This is a genomic window from Spiroplasma chrysopicola DF-1, assembly GCF_000400935.1.
In the GTDB taxonomy this organism is placed as follows: Bacteria; Bacillota_I; Bacilli_A; order Mycoplasmatales; family Mycoplasmataceae; genus Spiroplasma; species Spiroplasma chrysopicola.
In genome coordinates, this window is the sequence record NC_021280.1 from 129557 (window position 1) to 147412 (window position 17856).

At 29.9% G+C, this 17856-nt stretch carries 16 protein-coding genes; 14 read left to right on the plus strand and 2 right to left on the minus strand.

The features are described from left to right. The first annotated feature begins 23 nt into the window (after positions 1-23). The 4 genes from SCHRY_RS00565 (at position 24) to SCHRY_RS00580 (ending at position 5017) form a co-directional block, all read left to right on the plus strand. Positions 24-485: a hypothetical protein gene (locus SCHRY_RS00565; RefSeq protein ID WP_016338525.1), complete on the plus strand. Its 462-nt coding sequence runs from the start codon at positions 24-26 to the stop codon at positions 483-485. Between the two features lie 131 nt (positions 486-616). Next, positions 617-2539, plus strand: a complete 1923-nt coding sequence (locus tag SCHRY_RS00570) for a ComEC/Rec2 family competence protein (RefSeq protein WP_236607993.1) — start codon at positions 617-619, stop codon at positions 2537-2539. 45 nt (positions 2540-2584) lie between these two features. Further along, complete coding sequence (gene holA, locus SCHRY_RS00575) at positions 2585-3553, plus strand: DNA polymerase III subunit delta (RefSeq protein ID WP_016338527.1); 969 nt, start codon at positions 2585-2587, stop codon at positions 3551-3553. 39 nt (positions 3554-3592) lie between these two features. Next, positions 3593-5017: a hypothetical protein gene (locus SCHRY_RS00580; RefSeq protein ID WP_016338528.1), complete on the plus strand. Its 1425-nt coding sequence runs from the start codon at positions 3593-3595 to the stop codon at positions 5015-5017. A gap of 55 nt (positions 5018-5072) precedes the next feature. Here the strand turns inward: SCHRY_RS00580 and rpsT are convergent, their stop codons facing one another. Further along, on the minus strand, positions 5073-5324 hold the full coding sequence (gene rpsT, locus SCHRY_RS00585; RefSeq protein WP_016338529.1) for a 30S ribosomal protein S20: 252 nt from the start codon (positions 5322-5324) through the stop codon (positions 5073-5075). Between the two features lie 151 nt (positions 5325-5475). Between rpsT and SCHRY_RS00590 the strand changes: the two genes are divergently transcribed. The 3 genes from SCHRY_RS00590 to rpiB all read left to right on the plus strand — a co-directional run bounded on the left by SCHRY_RS00590 (position 5476) and on the right by rpiB (position 7444). Continuing rightward, entirely contained in the window at positions 5476-6543 is a 1068-nt protein-coding gene (locus SCHRY_RS00590) for an IS481 family transposase (protein ID WP_016338484.1), read from the plus strand. A 121-nt stretch (positions 6544-6664) separates the two neighbouring features. Continuing rightward, complete coding sequence (locus SCHRY_RS00595) at positions 6665-6952, plus strand: hypothetical protein (protein ID WP_016338530.1); 288 nt, start codon at positions 6665-6667, stop codon at positions 6950-6952. A 54-nt stretch (positions 6953-7006) separates the two neighbouring features. Next, the gene (rpiB, locus tag SCHRY_RS00600; protein WP_016338531.1) at positions 7007-7444 is read left to right on the plus strand and encodes a ribose 5-phosphate isomerase B; all 438 of its coding nucleotides are present in this window, start codon (positions 7007-7009) and stop codon (positions 7442-7444) included. Between the two features lie 18 nt (positions 7445-7462). Here rpiB and SCHRY_RS00605 read toward each other — a convergent pair whose 3' ends face one another. After that, the gene (locus SCHRY_RS00605) at positions 7463-7690 is read right to left on the minus strand and encodes a NifU family protein (RefSeq protein ID WP_016338532.1); all 228 of its coding nucleotides are present in this window, start codon (positions 7688-7690) and stop codon (positions 7463-7465) included. Positions 7691-7818: 128 nt separating this feature from the next. On the opposite strand from SCHRY_RS00605, the gene SCHRY_RS00610 reads away from it, so the two are divergent. The 7 genes from SCHRY_RS00610 (at position 7819) to secA (ending at position 17850) form a co-directional block, all read left to right on the plus strand. Beyond that, positions 7819-8844, plus strand: coding sequence for a ribose-phosphate diphosphokinase (locus SCHRY_RS00610; protein WP_016338533.1), 1026 nt, complete (start codon positions 7819-7821; stop codon positions 8842-8844). Between the two features lie 78 nt (positions 8845-8922). Next, complete coding sequence (uvrB, locus tag SCHRY_RS00615) at positions 8923-10887, plus strand: excinuclease ABC subunit UvrB (RefSeq protein WP_016338534.1); 1965 nt, start codon at positions 8923-8925, stop codon at positions 10885-10887. A gap of 44 nt (positions 10888-10931) precedes the next feature. Continuing rightward, on the plus strand, positions 10932-11858 hold the full coding sequence (gene hprK, locus SCHRY_RS00620) for an HPr(Ser) kinase/phosphatase (protein ID WP_016338535.1): 927 nt from the start codon (positions 10932-10934) through the stop codon (positions 11856-11858). A gap of 13 nt (positions 11859-11871) precedes the next feature. Continuing rightward, the gene (locus SCHRY_RS00625; protein WP_016338536.1) at positions 11872-13086 is read left to right on the plus strand and encodes a prolipoprotein diacylglyceryl transferase; all 1215 of its coding nucleotides are present in this window, start codon (positions 11872-11874) and stop codon (positions 13084-13086) included. After that, positions 13070-14014: a thioredoxin-disulfide reductase gene (gene trxB, locus SCHRY_RS00630; protein ID WP_016338537.1), complete on the plus strand. Its 945-nt coding sequence runs from the start codon at positions 13070-13072 to the stop codon at positions 14012-14014. Before SCHRY_RS00625 ends, trxB begins: the two co-directional genes overlap by 17 nt. A 67-nt stretch (positions 14015-14081) precedes the next feature. Then, positions 14082-15317, plus strand: a complete 1236-nt coding sequence (locus tag SCHRY_RS00635; protein WP_016338538.1) for a phosphoglycerate kinase — start codon at positions 14082-14084, stop codon at positions 15315-15317. Between the two features lie 148 nt (positions 15318-15465). Continuing rightward, positions 15466-17850: a preprotein translocase subunit SecA gene (gene secA, locus SCHRY_RS00640; protein ID WP_016338539.1), complete on the plus strand. Its 2385-nt coding sequence runs from the start codon at positions 15466-15468 to the stop codon at positions 17848-17850. Positions 17851-17856 lie beyond the last annotated feature (6 nt).

Genomic DNA, 17856 nt, shown 5'->3' on the forward strand with positions numbered 1-17856 from the left:
TAGGAGGGTTTATTTTTAGCAAAATGAGTAAAACAAATAACAACAGTTCGAAAGAAATTAATTTAATTGAACATCAAATTAATTTTCTTAATGAATATAATTTACCGTTAATTGATGAAGAAATTATTCCTAAACCTATTATTTTAGGACCTTCTAATCTTGGCGAGAATCTTAAAACAATTTTAATTAACCAACATTTTTTGTTCGCTAATTTTGAAAAGATTAATGGAAACACTTTAGATAAAAAAATTACTGAAAGTATGACAGTTAAATTAACTCCAATTGCTAAATATATTAGATGAATTCCTCTTCGAGGATTATCAAAACAAGATTTAGAACAAGTTAATATCCCGGAAATAATTTGTAATAATATTTTAAAATTAATTACGCCCTTGGGGGTTAATTATGAAAAAATTTTAGCTGATTACTTAAAGGGAGGATATAAAAAATATTTTACGCTGCTAAAAATGTTTTGTGTTTTTTAAAAGATTGTCTAATTAAATTAGAAAAATCTTATTTAAATTATGTTTTTATTGCAATTTTTCTGGGGTTAGCAATTATTAAACAAAATTATTGATTCTTTTTCCCTATTCCTTTTTTAAGTTTAAGTATTTTTTTGACAGGTAAAAAAACTTATTGGCTTTTAATTATTATTTTTCTTTTTTTAATTCATTTAATAATTTTAAGATCATCTTCATCTGTTACCCTAAATAAAAATCAAGAAATTAATTTTAAAATTATTTATCAAGGGGCAGGATATTATTTTATTAAAAATGGTACCCAAACTTTTTACTTATCAACCCAAGAAACTTTTCATTTAGATGATAATGTTTGGGCGTATGGAAATTTTACAAAGATAAAAGCTGCAATTAATATTTATGAATTTAACCAGGCAAAGTGATTACAAGGTCAGGGGATAACATGGCAGTTTAATTTAACTAAAATTACTAGTCAAAAGGCTAGTCAAGGGTTACGTGCAATTATTCAACACTATTTATTAGCTGATGAAAATAATATTGATTTTATTCAATTGATTTTTTTTGGTGTGAAAACAAAAGGGGCTAGTGAATTATATGAAAAGTTTGTGCAATTAGGAATAATCCATTTATTAGTTATTTCTGGTTTTCATATTAATCTTTTCTTTTGAATTATTAATACTATTTGTTGTAAAATTTTTTGTTTTAAGTATACTTTTCTATTATCATTTCTGATCGTGTTTTTTTATATTTATCTTTTAAATTTTAATTTAGCAAGTTTACGAGCTGGAATTTTCATGTTTTTGTTTACTTTAAAAAATAAACTGGCATGGGATAAAATTAGTAAAACAATGATTTGAACAATGACATTACTTCTAGTGCTAGCTTTAAAACCTTATGCTTTTTTAAATAGTGGGTTTACTTTTGGTTTTGTAATTTCCTATGTTTTAATAGTCATCCAATTAAGATTACAACACTTAGTTTTATTCAAAAAAATCTTGATATACAATTTAATTATTTTTCTTGTTAGTTGAATTTTAACGGCTTATTATAATTATGCTATTAATTTCACTAGTATTCTTGTCACAATCATATTAACACCCTTTATTGAATTAACTTATCTTTTTAGTTTTATGATTATTTTTATTAAACCATTACATATTATTTATCAATGACTCTTTTTTGTGTTGAATAATTTTTCGGAAGTATTACTCAAAATTAATGTTGTATGGCATACTGGAGCTTTTAATTTTTGATTGGTATGAAGTTATTATGGGCTACTAATTATTGCTTATTTAAATTGAGGATATTTTCAAAAACTTATTATGTTAGGAGTATTGTTTTTTAGTATTATCCTAATTTTTTTAAACTGGATGGCTAGTCCACGCTATAGTTTAACAATGCTTAATGTTGGTAATGGTCAAACGATTGTTATAACAGATAAGTTAAATTTTAAAACAGTTTTATTTGATGTTGGTGTTGAAATTGGTAAGAGTAAAAATCTTGTGCGGGATTATTTGAAATGACAAGGAATTAACTTTATTAATGCTGTTTTTATTTCTCACTATCACTTAGACCATTATAATAATCTTTCGCAAGTAAAAACTAATTTTTATCTGGGGGAAATAATTGATAATCAAACACTTGGAGATTACTGAAAGTTTGGGGCGCTGGGATTCTTAATCCTCCATAAAACAGTTGGGGCGGAAAACGAAAATAGTAATTCCTTGGTTGTTTTAGCTACGATTAATCACTATCACTTATTATTAACAGGTGATATTACAAAAGAAGAAGAACTTAAAATGTTAGATTTATCCTTGCCCCAAATCGATTTTTTGCAAGTAGCTCATCATGGGTCAAAAACTTCATCACATATTTCATTTTTAAAAAAAATTAAACCAAAGATTTGTTTTATTTCTGATGGCCCCCATAAGAAAATTTTAGCTCCCGAAACATTGAAAAATCTTCATAGTGTTGGTTGTCAAAATTATGAAACTAATGGTCAGCAAAATGTGCAGGTAGAATTTTTTGATAATTTCAAAACCAAGGTTATTAATTTTTAAGATAGTAGGATATAATATAAAAAACATCTTAAGAGAGGTAATAACATGTTCTTAATCTATGGGGAAGATGCATATTTAATAAATTTGCAAAAAGAAAAAATTTTAAAGAAAATTAATATTAATGAAGTATATAGTCTTGATGAATACAGTTATTTAGAAGATTCGCTGTTAGACATTTTAAATGATGCTAATACAATTCCAATGTTTGCCGAAAAGCGGATTATTTTAGTTAATGATAGTTATTTTTTAACCGAAGAAAAAATTAAGGCAAAAATTGACAATAAAGACTACTTACCAAAATTAATTGAATATCTAGAAAATCCTAATCCTAATACCTTTATCATTTTTATTTGCCCAGTAAATAATATTAGTAATCGGTTAAAAATTACAAAAAAAATGTTGGAATTAACTAGTGTTTTAAAAGCAATTAACTTATCGTATAATGAATTAACAAGATTTATTGCTAATTATATTCAGCAAAACAATGGTACTATTAGCGATCAATTAATTAATAGTTTAGTTGAATATCTGCCAAATAATTTGTATATTATTAAGAATGAACTTGATAAGTTATTACTAATTAGCAATAACATTACCAAAGAATTAATTGAGCATAATTTAACAAAATACCTTGATACAGATATTTTTAAAGTTGTAAATTATTTATTAGCCAATGATTTAAATAACTTTTTAAGTAATTATCATTATTTAAAGGCACGAGGATTAAGCGATATTGCCTTGATTGCTTTAATTACAAATAATGTTATTTTAACCCGTGACATCATTGTCTTATCTATGTTAAAAAAAACACCATCCGAAATTGCAAATTTATTAAAAGTTCACCCATTTCGGGTTAAAAAAATATCAGAAATTCTTTCTAATTTCAGTTTGAAAAAGGCCAATGATTTAATATTAAATTTATTTTCAATTGATTATAATATTAAAAAAGGTATAATTAACAGAGAAATAGATAGTGATTTATATTTTATTAAATTATTTAATATTAATCGTTAATTATTTTGCAATTATTATCAAAATTAGTGAGGTGAAAAAATGAAAGAAAAGAAATTGTATGCCCAGACTGTTTATGGCTTGTATCATACCTTTAAGGACGATACGTTAAAAGCAGAAATAATTATTGATAAGGAATTTAAGCAATTAGTTATTCAAGAAATTTGCAATTTGTTAACTTTAGAAAAAGATTTTGAGACAGATCTAAATGGTGAAAAATACACTGTTGCTTTTGCCCAAGTTTTAGCTGATATTACGAATGAATCAGCAAAAATTGAAAAAAAAGATAATGCAAAATTTAGTGATTTAGATGAAAAGCATGCCAAATTTGTACAATATATTACACAAAGATTTAAATTTGATCGTGATGATATTATAAAAGAAGTAACAATTTCAGCAGAAATAATTGATAAAACAGCAGATTTTGTTAATAAAGAAGATTCATTAGCAAAAGCGAAAGAGATTAGTGCCAGTCAACTACAACCTTCTGCCCAAACTGTTCAAACAAATCAAGCACCAGGAGTGGCGCCATTTGTTGGAATGGGAGCAGGAATGCCACAATTTGATCCATCACAAATGGATATGAGTAAAATGATGCAACAAATGGCTGATATGCCAATTCATCCTCGTCTTGATCCACGTTTTTATCCTTATAATACAAAGCCAAAGCACATGCTTTTATTAAAAAAAGTTGTTGCTGGTTTTGTAATCTTTGCAGCAGCGTTATTGGTTTTAGTATGAGCCTTAGGGAGTTTTTTACCAATTACAGTTTATCCAAAAGATGGATTTTGAATATGACGTAATGAATCACAAGGTTGAATTGGGGGATCTGGGCAACCACCAGAGCCAGCTGGAACCTTAGGATATGATTTTTTAACTAGTCTAATGTATAAATTCGGTGCCGCGCCAGGAACACCAGCTTTATTTAATATTATTATGCCAATTTTACCAGGATTATTTTTAGGATATGAATTATTAGGAACAAAAAAATTTCGTCGTGATAATTATACTGTACGAATTTTATCAGTAGTTCTTTCTGCTGTTTTATTAGCATGAGCAGCATTAACAATTGTTCCGCTTTTAATTCCAAGTACTTTAGAAAATATAGTTAATAGTTGAGGGATGCCTAAAACTGGGGCAAACGGGGGAGCAATTCTTCCATCTGAAGATTTGCCAAAGTTACTAAATGAAATTATTAGTTTAATTCGTAGTAGTGCACGTTATCAGGCTTTAAGAATCTTTAGTATTATTGCTTTATCAGTTTCATTAGTAGCTGTTATATTAACATTAGCTTTATGTATTTATGCTCCACGCTTAGATCGCCAAAAATTAGTTCGTGCAAATGAAGAATATCAAAAAGCAGTAATGGCTAAAATGAGTGGACAAAAATATGAAATGGATCCAACATTGTTTGATGAAGAGTTTAAAGATGATAACTCACCGTTTAAACCACCATCAGAAAAATAAAAAAAAGTTCAATTTTGAACTTTTTTTTATTTTTGATACTAATCTAATTTTAATGCTAGTTAGCTTTTACCATTAAACTACTTTTTAGTCTTGAAGCTTTATTTTGATGATAAATCCCTTTTGTAACTGCTTTATCAATTAAACTAATTGCTTCGTTTACTAATTCATTTGCTTTTACGTCATTTTCGACAAGGGCTTTTTCCGCTTTTTTAATTGCTGTCTTAACTGATGATTTAAAAGATTTATTTGCTAAATTAGCTTTTTCATTAGTTTTAACTCTTTTAATTTGTGACTTAATATTTGCCATTGTTTTCTCCTTCTTTCCTGCTAACTATTAGACCCAGAATGATTATAACAAATAGCCCTGTATCTGTAAAGATAACTTTTATATTTTTCTGTAAAAACCACACACATTTAAGACCACTAAATTCTTTAGAATAAATTTAGGAGGATTAAAAATGATAACAAGTATTATTACTGAAAATGAATTATATAAATTACATCGTGGTTTTAAAAAGTGGTATGGGCGTGTTGAACCAACTAAAGAAACAAATTATATCTATCATCATTTGTCAAATTATTTTAATTTATGCCATAAATACTATTTAAAAAGTCACTCATTAAACCAGTTAATTAAATTATTTTATAAAGGCAAACAAACATTTTATACATGATCAAATAAAATTAAAGAATTTTTATTAAATTCTTATGATTTTGAATGATTTAAAAAGACTTCAACACGACCAAAAACTATTCATTATCATTATAGTAAAATATATAAAAGAAAAATTGCTAAGATGATTAAAACATACCGAGAAAAATATGGCACAGGGATATATGAGTTTTATAATTTAACATTAGCAAATTATTTTACCTACCAAAATATGCCAATTAAACATAACATTAAAACATTAATAAAATGAGATAAAACATTTAATAATTATTCTAAGCGTAAAAATATAAAGAAAATATATCAACGTTATGAAATGCCCGAATTAGGACATGTTCAACATGATGTTAAAATATTAACTAAAAATATGACAGGTTACAAAAAAGATTTGTATATTTTTGATTACATTGATGAAAAATCACGTTATGCAGTGGCTTATGTTTCTGCGCATAAAACACAAGATATTGCTGCTAAACTATTTGAAAAAGCTTATTTTGAATTTAAAAATATTGGCATTAACATTAAGAGAATTCGAACAGACAATGGAACTGAATATGTATATAATCATCGTTCAAATTATGCTCATCGAAAAAGTGAATTTACAAAAGCAGTAAATAAAAAAGGAGTTGCTCATCAGACAACTCCAGTGCGTTCCCCACAGTCAAATGGGAAAATTGAAAGATTTCATCGTAACTGAAATAAGTTTTTTGAATATTTACCAAGATATCTTAAGGAAATTGATGATATTGAAAAACAAATTAAAATCTTTCTAAATTATTATAACAATATTCGACGACATAAGAGCATAAATCTTTTAACACCTGCTGAAGCTGTGTTAAAATTTTTAAAAGACTAACTGGTCTTAAATGTCTATGGTACCTTACAACTTTTATATTTTTCAATATTTCTTTTGGAATTAGCGACCTTACTCTAATTATCCGGTATAATTAGAGTAAATTATAAAAGGAGTTTTTAAGATGGGATATTATTATCAACATAAATTGGCTTTTTCCGACCATGGTTTCCAAAGAATTAAAGAGCGAATTGCTAATTTTAAAAATGAAAATGAATGAATAGTCAAAGAAAAAATAATTAAAATGATTGACAATTCTTCTGATCGAATTGAAACAAGAGATTATTTATATATTAAATTAGATGATTTAAAAGGTAATTTATATGTTGTTATTCAAAAAAATGCGAAGTTAATTATTACAGTAACACCAATGAGTCCACAAAAAATTTTAGATATTATTACATCAGGATAAGTTACTTAAAAAAATATGTTATATTATAGGTAATAGCAATCAGGAGGAAAAGAAATGAAAATTGCGATTGGAAATGATCATACAGGGGTAGCAATGAAAAATGATATTGTAACTTACTTAACAAATAATGGTTATGAAGTTATTAATATTGGCACTAATGATGGCCAAGCAGCAGATTATCCAAATTTTGGCCATCAAGTGGGTCAAACTGTTGCAAATGGAGTTGCTGATTTAGGAATAGTTATTTGTGGAACTGGGATTGGGATTTCAATAGCTGCTAATAAAGTACCAGGAGTTCGTGCGGCATTGTGCTATGAAACAACAACTGCCCAATTGGCCCGTGAACATAATAATGCCAATGTTTTAGCACTAGGGGCACGTTTAATTGCTAATCAAAAAGCAATTTGAATTGTTGAAGCATTTTTAAAAGCCAACTTTGATGAAGGCCGTCATGCTAGAAGAGTTAATCAAATTGAAGACATTACTTGTTAATTAAAAAGCAGTGGAAAGTTACATTACAACTTCTACTGCTTTTATTTCGGGTAATTCATTTTTAACAATTTGCTCAACACCATCTTTAACTGTCATGTCAATTAAACCACAGTTTACACATGCTCCTCCAAGACGAATGTAAACAATATCATCTTTTAATTCTACAAATTCGATATCACCGCCATCTTGATTAATATAAGGGCGTAAATTATCAATAATATCTTTTGCTTGAGCATTTTTATCCATTCATTCACCTACTTTTAAATATTATATCTTATTTCGACAATTTCTTTAAAAAGTTTCTTTATTTACGAAAAGATAAGTTATATAATAAAATTAAGGACTAAATATTAAAAAAAGGAGTAAATATTTTAATGGTGGAAAACAAGAACTTTAGTGTTTATGGCTTATCAGCTAGTGGAAAGTTAGCAGATGAAATTTGCCAAGTGTTAAATATTAAAAGAGAAGAAATGGAAATTATTCGTTTTGCGGATGGGGAAATTTTGACAAGAGCTGTTAATTCAGTGCGAGGGAAGGATATCTATATTATCCAATCAACTTCAAATCCAGTTAATGAAAATTTAATGGAATTATTAATTGCAATTGATGCTTTAAAAAGAGGAAGTGCTAATAGTATTAATGTTATTATTCCATACTTTGGTTATGCCCGCCAAGATCGCAAAGCAAAAGGACGTCAACCAATTACTTGTAAATTAGTGGCCAATATGATTACAACAGCAGGGGCAACAAGAGTGATGACAATTGATTTACACTCCCCACAATCAATGGGATTCTTTGATGTTCCTGTTGACGATTTACGTTCAACACAAGAATTTGTGAAAAGAATTATTGGCGAAATTGAGGCAAATGAAATTACTTCAGAAATTACAATTGTGTCACCTGACCACGGTGGTTTAGTTCGTGTTCGTGAAGTTGCTGATAAATTAACGGGATTACCTGTTAATATTGCTGTTATTGATAAAAAGCGCTCACAGCCAAATGTTAGTGAAGTCCAATTTGTTTTAGGGGAAGTTAAAGATCGTGTTTGTTTTATTGTTGATGATATGATTGATACCGCTGGAACTATTTGTAATGCGGCACGAGCATTGAAAGAAAGTGGGGCTAAAGAAGTTTATTTATTAGCATGTCATGGTGTTTTTTCACCACCAGCTTGTGAAAGATTATCAGCTTTAATTCAAGAAGGAATTGTTAAAAAAGTTATTGTAACAAATACAATTGATATTGTTCCCGAACGTCGTTTTGTTGGTTTAGAAGTTATTTCAATTGCTGAATTAATTGGTAATATGATTGCAGCGGTTGTTAATAAAAATAGTTTATCAGATGTTTATTCACAATATAATGAAAAAATTAAAGAATTAATTAAATTAATGAAAAAATAAGTCTAAGAAGAAAGACTTATTTTTTTTACCATAGTTAAGGTAAAATATATCTAAGAGGTTTTATGAAGGGGTGAAGAAATGTTTAAATTAGTTTCCAATTATCAACCAGCTGGTGATCAACCACAAGCAATTGAAAATTTATTATTAGGACTAAAAAATAATAAAAAAAACCAAGTATTACTGGGAGCCACTGGAACCGGGAAGACTTTTACAATGGCTAATATTATTGAACACTATAATAAACCAACGTTGGTAATGGCCCATAATAAAACATTAGCAATGCAGTTGTACGTTGAATTAAAAGAATTATTTCCCGATAATCGTGTTGAATATTTTGTCTCTAACTTTGACTTTTATCAACCAGAAGCATATATTCCGAGCCGGGATTTATATATTGATAAAGATGCTAAACAAAATATGGAATTAGATATGATGCGATTAAGTGCTTTTAATGCTTTAATTATGCGTAAAGATGTTATTGTTGTTGCGTCTGTTGCGGCAATTTATGGGGCTCAAGATCCCAATGAGTATAAAAAATCATTTTTTCAATTAAATCGTGGTGAAAAAATTGGGAAAAAACAATTAACAAATTATTTGGTTTCTTCTGGTTATGTTCGCAATGATATAGAACAAATTCCTGGGACTTTTAGTGCAAAAGGAGATGTCATTAAAATTGTTCCTGGGTGAAATATTAAAACATTTATTCGTATTGATTTATTTGGGGATGAAATTGATGATATCTGTTATATTGATGGATTAAATGGGGATGTAACTCAACGTTTATCAACCTTAACAATTTTTCCGGCCCAAGATTATATTACTTCTCCAGAGCGTTTAACAAAAGCGATTGAATTAATTGAAAAAGAATTGGTTGTTCGCTTGGAAGAATTAAAGGGTGAAGGAAAAATTGTTGAAACTCAACGTTTAAAACAAAGAACAGAATATGATTTAGATATGCTCCGTGAAAGTGGGATTTGTTCAGGAATTGAAAACTATTCACGCCATCTTGATTTACGCCAAGAAGGGGAACCCCCATATACTTTAATTGATTTTTTTGGCGATGATTTTTTAACGATTATTGATGAATCTCATATGTCAATTCCCCAAATTAGAGCAATGTATAATACTGATCGTAGCCGGAAAGAAACATTAGTTAATTACGGTTTTCGATTAAAAAGTGCTTTAGATAATCGACCATTAAATTTTGAAGAATTTAATGGTAAATTAAAAAATACAATTTATGTTTCAGCAACACCAGCCGAGTATGAGTTAGAATTGGCAAATCATCAAGTCGCTGAGCAAATTATTCGACCAACGGGATTACTAGACCCAACCGTGGAAGTTAAACAAACAGTTGGGCAAATTGATGATATTATTGTACAAATTAAAGAACGTCGGGCAAAAAATGAACGGGTATTTATTACCACCTTAACAATTCGAATGTCTGAAGATTTGACAAGTTATCTACAAGAGCAAGATATTAAAGTGGCATACTTGCATAGTGAATTAAAAACATTAGAGCGTAGTCAAATTTTGCTAGATTTACGGAAAGGTGTTTATGATTGTATTGTTGGTGTCAACTTAATTCGGGAAGGAATTGATATTCCGGAAGTCTCCTTGATTTGTATTTTAGATGCTGACAAACAAGGATTTTTGCGTAATGCGCGAAGTTTAATCCAAACAATTGGGCGTGCGGCGCGAAATGCACATGGTCATGTTATTCTTTATGCTGATAAAATGTCTGATGCAATGAAACAAGCCATTAAAGAAACGCAACGTCGTCGGGCAATTCAAGAAGCGTATAATAGTAGGTATAATATTGAACCCCAAACAATTGTTAAAGCAATTCGTGATTATACTAATATTCGGATTCAAGATCAAAAATTACATAAAATTAAAAATAAAAATTCAAAAGAATATAAAACAGCGAAAGATGGTTTATTGAATGATTTACGTAAACAAATGTATGAAGCTAGTGAAAAATTAGATTTTGAAAAGGCTGCAGAATTAAGAGATATCATTCTTGAAATTGAAGCGGAATAATGAGAACATATAAGTAGAAATAAAATTGCAGAATAGGTGGAAAAATGGCAAAGTTTACAGTGCAAGATATTATGGATAAGTTTAAATATGAATTATTGGTTGGAGCTGATAATTTAAGCCGAGAAATTAAAGTATATGGAATAAATCGCCCAGGACTAGAATTAGCAGGTTTTGATCCGGAAAAAGATAATCTAAATCGCCGGGTAATTTTGTTGTCGAACAAAGAACAAATGTATGTTCAGACCTTGAGTGAAGAAATCCGCCGTGCGCGTTATGAGTTTATTTTAAATGAAAATATTCCGTTGGTAATTTTAACAGAAAAGTTTACCGATCCGCTTTTATTAGAAATTGCTAGAACACATCAGTGTCCAGTCGCAAGGGCAACTGGGATTACAACAAGTCGTTTATATCAAACTTTGTTAGAATATTTTGATGAATATTTTTCACCAACATATGAAGAGCATGGCTCATTAATTAATATCTTTGGGAAAGGGGTATTACTTATTGGGAAATCAGGAATTGGGAAATCAGAAATTACGTTAGAATTAGTGAAAAAAAATCACTTGTTTGTGGGTGATGATCGGATTGTTATTCAACAACGTAATAATAAGCTTTTTGGTCGTTCACATGAAATTCTAAAAAACCTAATTGAAGTAAGAGGATTAGGAATTTTAGATTTAAGTAAAATTTATGGTTTACAAATCTTATTGGAAGAAACAACCGTTGATTTAGTGATTGAATTAATTTTATTAGATAATGAAGAATATAAAACAATTGACCGTTTAGGGGCAAAATATAACTATACAACAATTCTTGAAACAAAAGTACCAATTATTAAAATCCCAGTTACTTATGGACGTAGTGTTAGTGAACTAGTGGAAACTGCTGTTTCAAAATTAAAACTAGAAGAAGCTGGTTTTTCATCCCTTAAACTATTAGAACAACAGTTTAAAAAATATTCAGAAGAATAGAGGAGATTTTTAAGTGAATTTATTAACATGAGTAGCCCAGGATATGTATTGAGGGTGGTTCCGGCCATACTGACTTTTTATTTTTTGTGGTTTTTTAATTGCTATTTTAATTTCATGATTTCGTTTTAAAAGACGTCATATTCCAACCCAAAGTCTTTATATTGCGATTTTTTTATTAACTCCTTTTGCTTTAATTGGGGCAAGTATTTTTGGAAAATTAGATATTATTCACCCTGTCCAGTTTTATCAGTTATTTATGTTTTGGTTACCTGGAATGAGTATCCATGGGGGATTATTGTTTGGTTTAATTGCTGGTTGAGTATGATTTGGCTATGAAGCACGTAAAACTAATATTTCAATCTGAGTTTATGCTGATTTAATTATCCCAAATATTTTAATTGCCCAAGCATTAGGACGTTGGGGAAACTTTTTTAACCATGAATTATTAGGAGCGCCAGTTGATCAAAGTGCGCTAATGTGACTGCCAAGATTTATTCGCGATAATTTATTTAAGTGATATATTGATCCGAATGGGATTATTGACCCACAGACAAATGTGATAACAGCGGGAGGGCATATTCCATTTGATCCAAATAATCCTGATTTTTGAAATAAAATTCAATATTTTCAGCCAATTTTCTTATATGAATCATTTGCTAATGTGATGTTATGAGCAGTCATTGTTTTTTTAGTTCCCGCAATATTCCGTTATAGTTATTACTGACAATTTAAAAAAAGAGAACCAAATTTTGCAACATTATCTTACAAAGGAGTTTGAGATAAGTGGTATTATGATGTTCATCCTGACCAACAAATGGTACGGAACTTATCACAGCAAGAAAATTTAAAGAAAATTTATTTTAAAAATATTTATAAGTTACCCCGTTGAGAACGATTTAAAATTCGGTTAAAATATTGAGGTGCGAGAATTAAACAAACTTTTACAGCAAATCGCGAAAAATTAGAAAAAATTCAAAATCCCCATAATTTAATTGTTTTACGTAGTGGGGTCCAAGCAGGAATGTATATTTTTGGTTATAATATTATTCGTCTGATTTTAGAAGTACAGCGAACAGATCAAGATTTATTTATTAAAAATGCGCGGGTATTAGATTATATTATTATTAGTTTAATGATTTTATTAGGGGCAGCCTTAGTGTTTTTTGCCCAATTTATTTCTGTTAAAAAATGAAGAAAAGGTGGATGACTATATGAAAAACAATACTAATGAAATTTATGATATTTTAATTATTGGGGTCGGACCAGCCGGGATGACGGCAGCAATTTATGCAGCCCGGGCAATGGCAAAAATTGCAATGATTGAAAAAGGGGCTCCTGGTGGAAAAGTAACTAAAACAAGTGAAATTGAAAATTATCCTGGTTTTGATTCAATTTTAGGACCAGATTTAGCTTATAAAATGTTTGAACAAACTCAAAAATTACAAATTCCTTATTTAGGGGAAAAAATTATTGAAGTGAAAAAAGAGCCAGCAACTAATTTATTTGAATTAGTAACATTATCAGAAAAAAGTTATTATGCTCGTGCTGTTATTGTTGCGACAGGAACAGTTGAACGAAAGATTGGAATTCCTGGGGAATTAGATTTATATGGAATGGGAGTTTCATATTGTGCTGTTTGTGATGGAGCTTTATTTAAGAACAAAGATGTTGCTGTTGTTGGGGGAGGATATGCTGCTCTAGAAGAAGCAATGTATTTAACAAAGTTTGCTAATAAAGTTTACTTAATTCACCGTCGTAATCAGTTCCGTGCTGATAAAAATGTCGTCGAAAAAGCTAAAAATAACCCTAAAATTGAATTTGTGTTTGATACTATATCAACAGAAATCAAAGGGGTTGACAGTAAAAAAGTAAATGGCTTGGTTGTTAAAAATGTCAAAACAAATGCTGTCCAAGAGTTAGCAGTTAGTGGTGTATTCCCCTATATTGGTTCAATCCCGATTACGCAATTTTTAGAACAAATGGATGTTTTGGATGAAAATAATTATGTCATTGTTGATAGCAAAGGGGCAACGAAAGTCCCAGGTTTATTTGCGGCGGGGGATGTTACAAATACAACTCTACGTCAAATTGCCACAGCAGTTAGTGATGGTTCAAAGGCTGGACAGTTTGCTGTTGAATATCTTGATAATTTATAAGGAAATTAAATAATTAGTGTTAAAATAAAAGAGAAAAAATTAAAAAAGAGAGAAAGAGGAATTTTTTATGGCAAAAAAAGAATTAAAAGATGTTAGTGTTAGTGGAAAAAAAGTTTTAGTTCGTGTTGATTTTAACGTTCCAATGAAAGATGGAATAGTAACAAATGATAATCGAATTACAGCAGCTTTACCTACAATTCAATATTTAATTGAAAATGGGGCAAAAGTAATTTTATTTTCACACTTAGGAAAAGTAAAAGTAGAAGATGATTTAAAAAAATTAGACATGAAACCAGTTGCTGATGTCTTAGCACAAAAATTAAATAAAACAGTAAAATTTGTCCCTACATTTGAAGGTCCAGAATTAGAAGCAGAAATTAATAGTATGGCAAATGGGGAAGTTATTTTATTCCAAAATACTCGTTTTGCTGATATTATTGATGAAAATGGTCAAATTTGTTTAGATGACAAAGGGCAAGCAGCTGCAAAAAGAGAAAGTAAAAATAATCCAGAATTAGGAAAATATTGAGCAAGTTTAGGAGACGTTTTTGTTAATGATGCATTTGGAACAGCTCACCGTGCCCATGCCTCAAACGTTGGAATTGCTTCAAACATTGCAGAATCATGTTTAGGATTTTTAGTTGAAAAAGAAGTAAAAATGTTATCACAAGGAGTTGATCAACCAGCAAAACCATTTGTTGCAATCCTTGGGGGAGCAAAAGTTTCAGATAAAATTGATGTTATTGAAAACTTATTAAATAAAGCCGATAAAATTTTAATCGGAGGGGGAATGGCATATACTTTTGCTGTTGCCAAAGGTGATAAAGTTGGAAAATCATTATTAGAAAATGATAAAATTGAAGTTGCCAAAGCCTTTTTAGCAAAAGGACAAGATAAAATTATTTTACCAATTGATAATATTGAAGCGCCAGAATTTGCTGATGTTGAAGGAAAAATTACTCCTGATGCCAACATTGATGATGGTTACATGGGATTAGATATTGGACCAAAGACTGTTGAATTATTTACAAAAGAATTACAAGATGCAAAAACAGTTGTTTGAAATGGACCAATGGGAGTTTTTGAATTTGAAAACTATAATAAAGGAACAAAAGCAGTTTGTGCAGCAATTGCTAACCTGACTGATGCCTTTACTTTAATTGGTGGAGGAGATTCAGCTGCTGCTGCAATTCAATTAGGATATAAAGATAAATTTACTTATATTTCAACTGGTGGAGGAGCTAGTTTAGAATATATGGAAGGAAAAGTCTTACCAGGAATTGCTGCTGTTCAAGATAAATAAAACAATAAAACTACACTAATTTATCAGTGTAGTTTTATTTTATTCTCTTTTCCCCCATTAGATTTGGGTGATTTTATGATAGAATAAAAATGGTTGAATTAACACCAATTTTAATAAATATAAGCTAAGAATTTAAGGAGAAGTATAAATGGGAGCAAGCGATAAAAAAATAATTAGAAAACATAATAAAACTGTTGATAAGATTTTTGAATTAGAAACAGTAATGCAAAGTTTAACAGATGAGCAGTTAAAAGCAAAAACAACCGAGTTTAAAGACCGCCTAAATAGTGGGGAAACATTAGATGATTTATTAGTTGATGCTTTTGCAGTAGCCCGCGAAGCAGCACGCCGCTTATTAAACTTACATGCTTATCGTGTTCAATTAATTGGGGGCATTGTTTTGCACCAAGGGGATGTGGCAGAAATGAAAACAGGGGAAGGAAAAACCCTAACAGCTTTAATGCCAACCTATTTAAATGCCCTTGATGGTAAAGGTGTTCATGTTATTACAGTTAATGAATATTTATCAAAACGGGATTCAGAAATCAACGGAGAAGTTCTTAATTTTTTAGGTTTAACAGTCGGGTTAAACCTAAGAAGTTTAAGTAAAGAACAAAAGCGTGTGGCTTATAGTATGGATGTTACTTATACAACAAATGCCGAATTGGGATTTGATTATTTACGGGATAATATGGTCAAACGCTTTGAAGATAAAGTACAAAGAGGGTTAAATTATGCAATTATTGATGAGGCTGACTCAATTTTAATTGATGAATCAAGAACGCCGTTAATTATTTCTGGGGGGCGCCAAAATCGTACACCTCAATACTTAGCTGCGGATAATTTTGCCAAGGCTTTAAACCGCGATGAGGATTTAGAAATTGATTTGGAAACAAAACAAGTTTATTTAACGCCAACAGGAATTAAAAAGGCCGAAAAGACTTTTTCTATTAAATCATTGTTTGATATTCAAAATACTGAATTATATCACTTAGTCTTAAATGCTTTAAAAGCTAATTTTGTTTTTAAAAATGGTGTTGAATATGTTGTTCAAAACGGGGAAATTGTTTTAGTTGATCAATTTACCGGTCGATTAATGCCTGGGCGAGCTTATAGTGATGGATTACAGCAATCATTGCAAGCAAAAGAAAATGTTGAAATTGAACAAGAAACTATTACAATGGCGACAATTACTTATCAGAACTTCTTCCGTTTATACAATAAATTAAGTGGAATGACAGGGACTGCTAAAACGGAAGAAGAAGAATTCATTAAAATTTATAATATGCGCGTTATCCAAGTGCCAACTAATCGCCCATTAGTAAGGTTAGATGAATCAGATTATATGTTTGCTAATCGTGATGCGAAAATGAACGCGATGTTAGAAGAAATTATTAAATTGCATGAAAAAGGTCAACCAATTTTAATTGGGACAACTTCTGTTGAGTCATCTGAAATTGTTTCACATTATTTGCAAAAAGCTAATTTGAAATTTGAAATGTTAAATGCGAAAAACCACGAACGTGAGGCTGACATTATTGCCAAAGCTGGTGAAAAAGGGGCAATTACCCTAGCAACAAATATGGCTGGACGGGGAACTGATATTAAATTAGCTTCTGGAGTCCAAGAATTAGGAGGTTTAGCAGTTTTTGGAGTTGAACGAAATGAAGCCCGTCGGATTGATAATCAGTTACGAGGTCGTTCAGGGCGACAAGGAGATGCTGGGTTTTCTCGTTTTTATGTCGCAATGGATGATGATTTAATGTTACGTTTTGGGGGAGAAAGATTGCGTCGAATTTTTGGCCGTTTAGGAACTGATTTTATTCAGTCAAAAATGTTAACAAGAGCAATTTCAAATGCCCAAAAAAAAGTTGAGGGAATGAATTTTGATCAACGAAAACATATTTTAGATTATGATAATGTTTTAGCACAACACCGTGAAGCAATGTATTCACGTCGTGACCAAATTTTAACCGTAAATGAATTAAAACCAATTATTAAAAAAATGCAATATTCTGCTGCTTACGATTTAACACGGATGTTTGGGAATGAATCACATGGAGAATGATTTATCAGTTATGATGAATTAATTAAAGGGGTCGATGGTAAAGTTGTAGCCCCAGGGGCATTAATAAAAGAAGACTTAGAAAAAATGACCCGTAATGAAGTGGCAAAACATTTAAGCAACTTAATGTTTGATTTTTACATGGCTCGAATTAGTGATGTTCCAACAGAAGTTATGACCCAAATTGAACGTAATACAATTATTATGGCTTTTGATAATTATTGAACAAAACATATTGATCAAGCAAGTAAATTACGTAGTGGGATTTATCTACGTAGTTATGCACAAACTAATCCCTTACATGCTTATGTTGAAGAAGCAGCAAAATTATTTGAAAATATGCAAATTGCAATTGCCCATGAAGTAGTAATTAAATTGGCAAATGTTGTTGTTCGTTTAGTAGATAATAATGACCAACCATTACAAGATGTTGAGGAAGAAGTTCGCGAATTTAAACAAAAAGGTTAATTGATA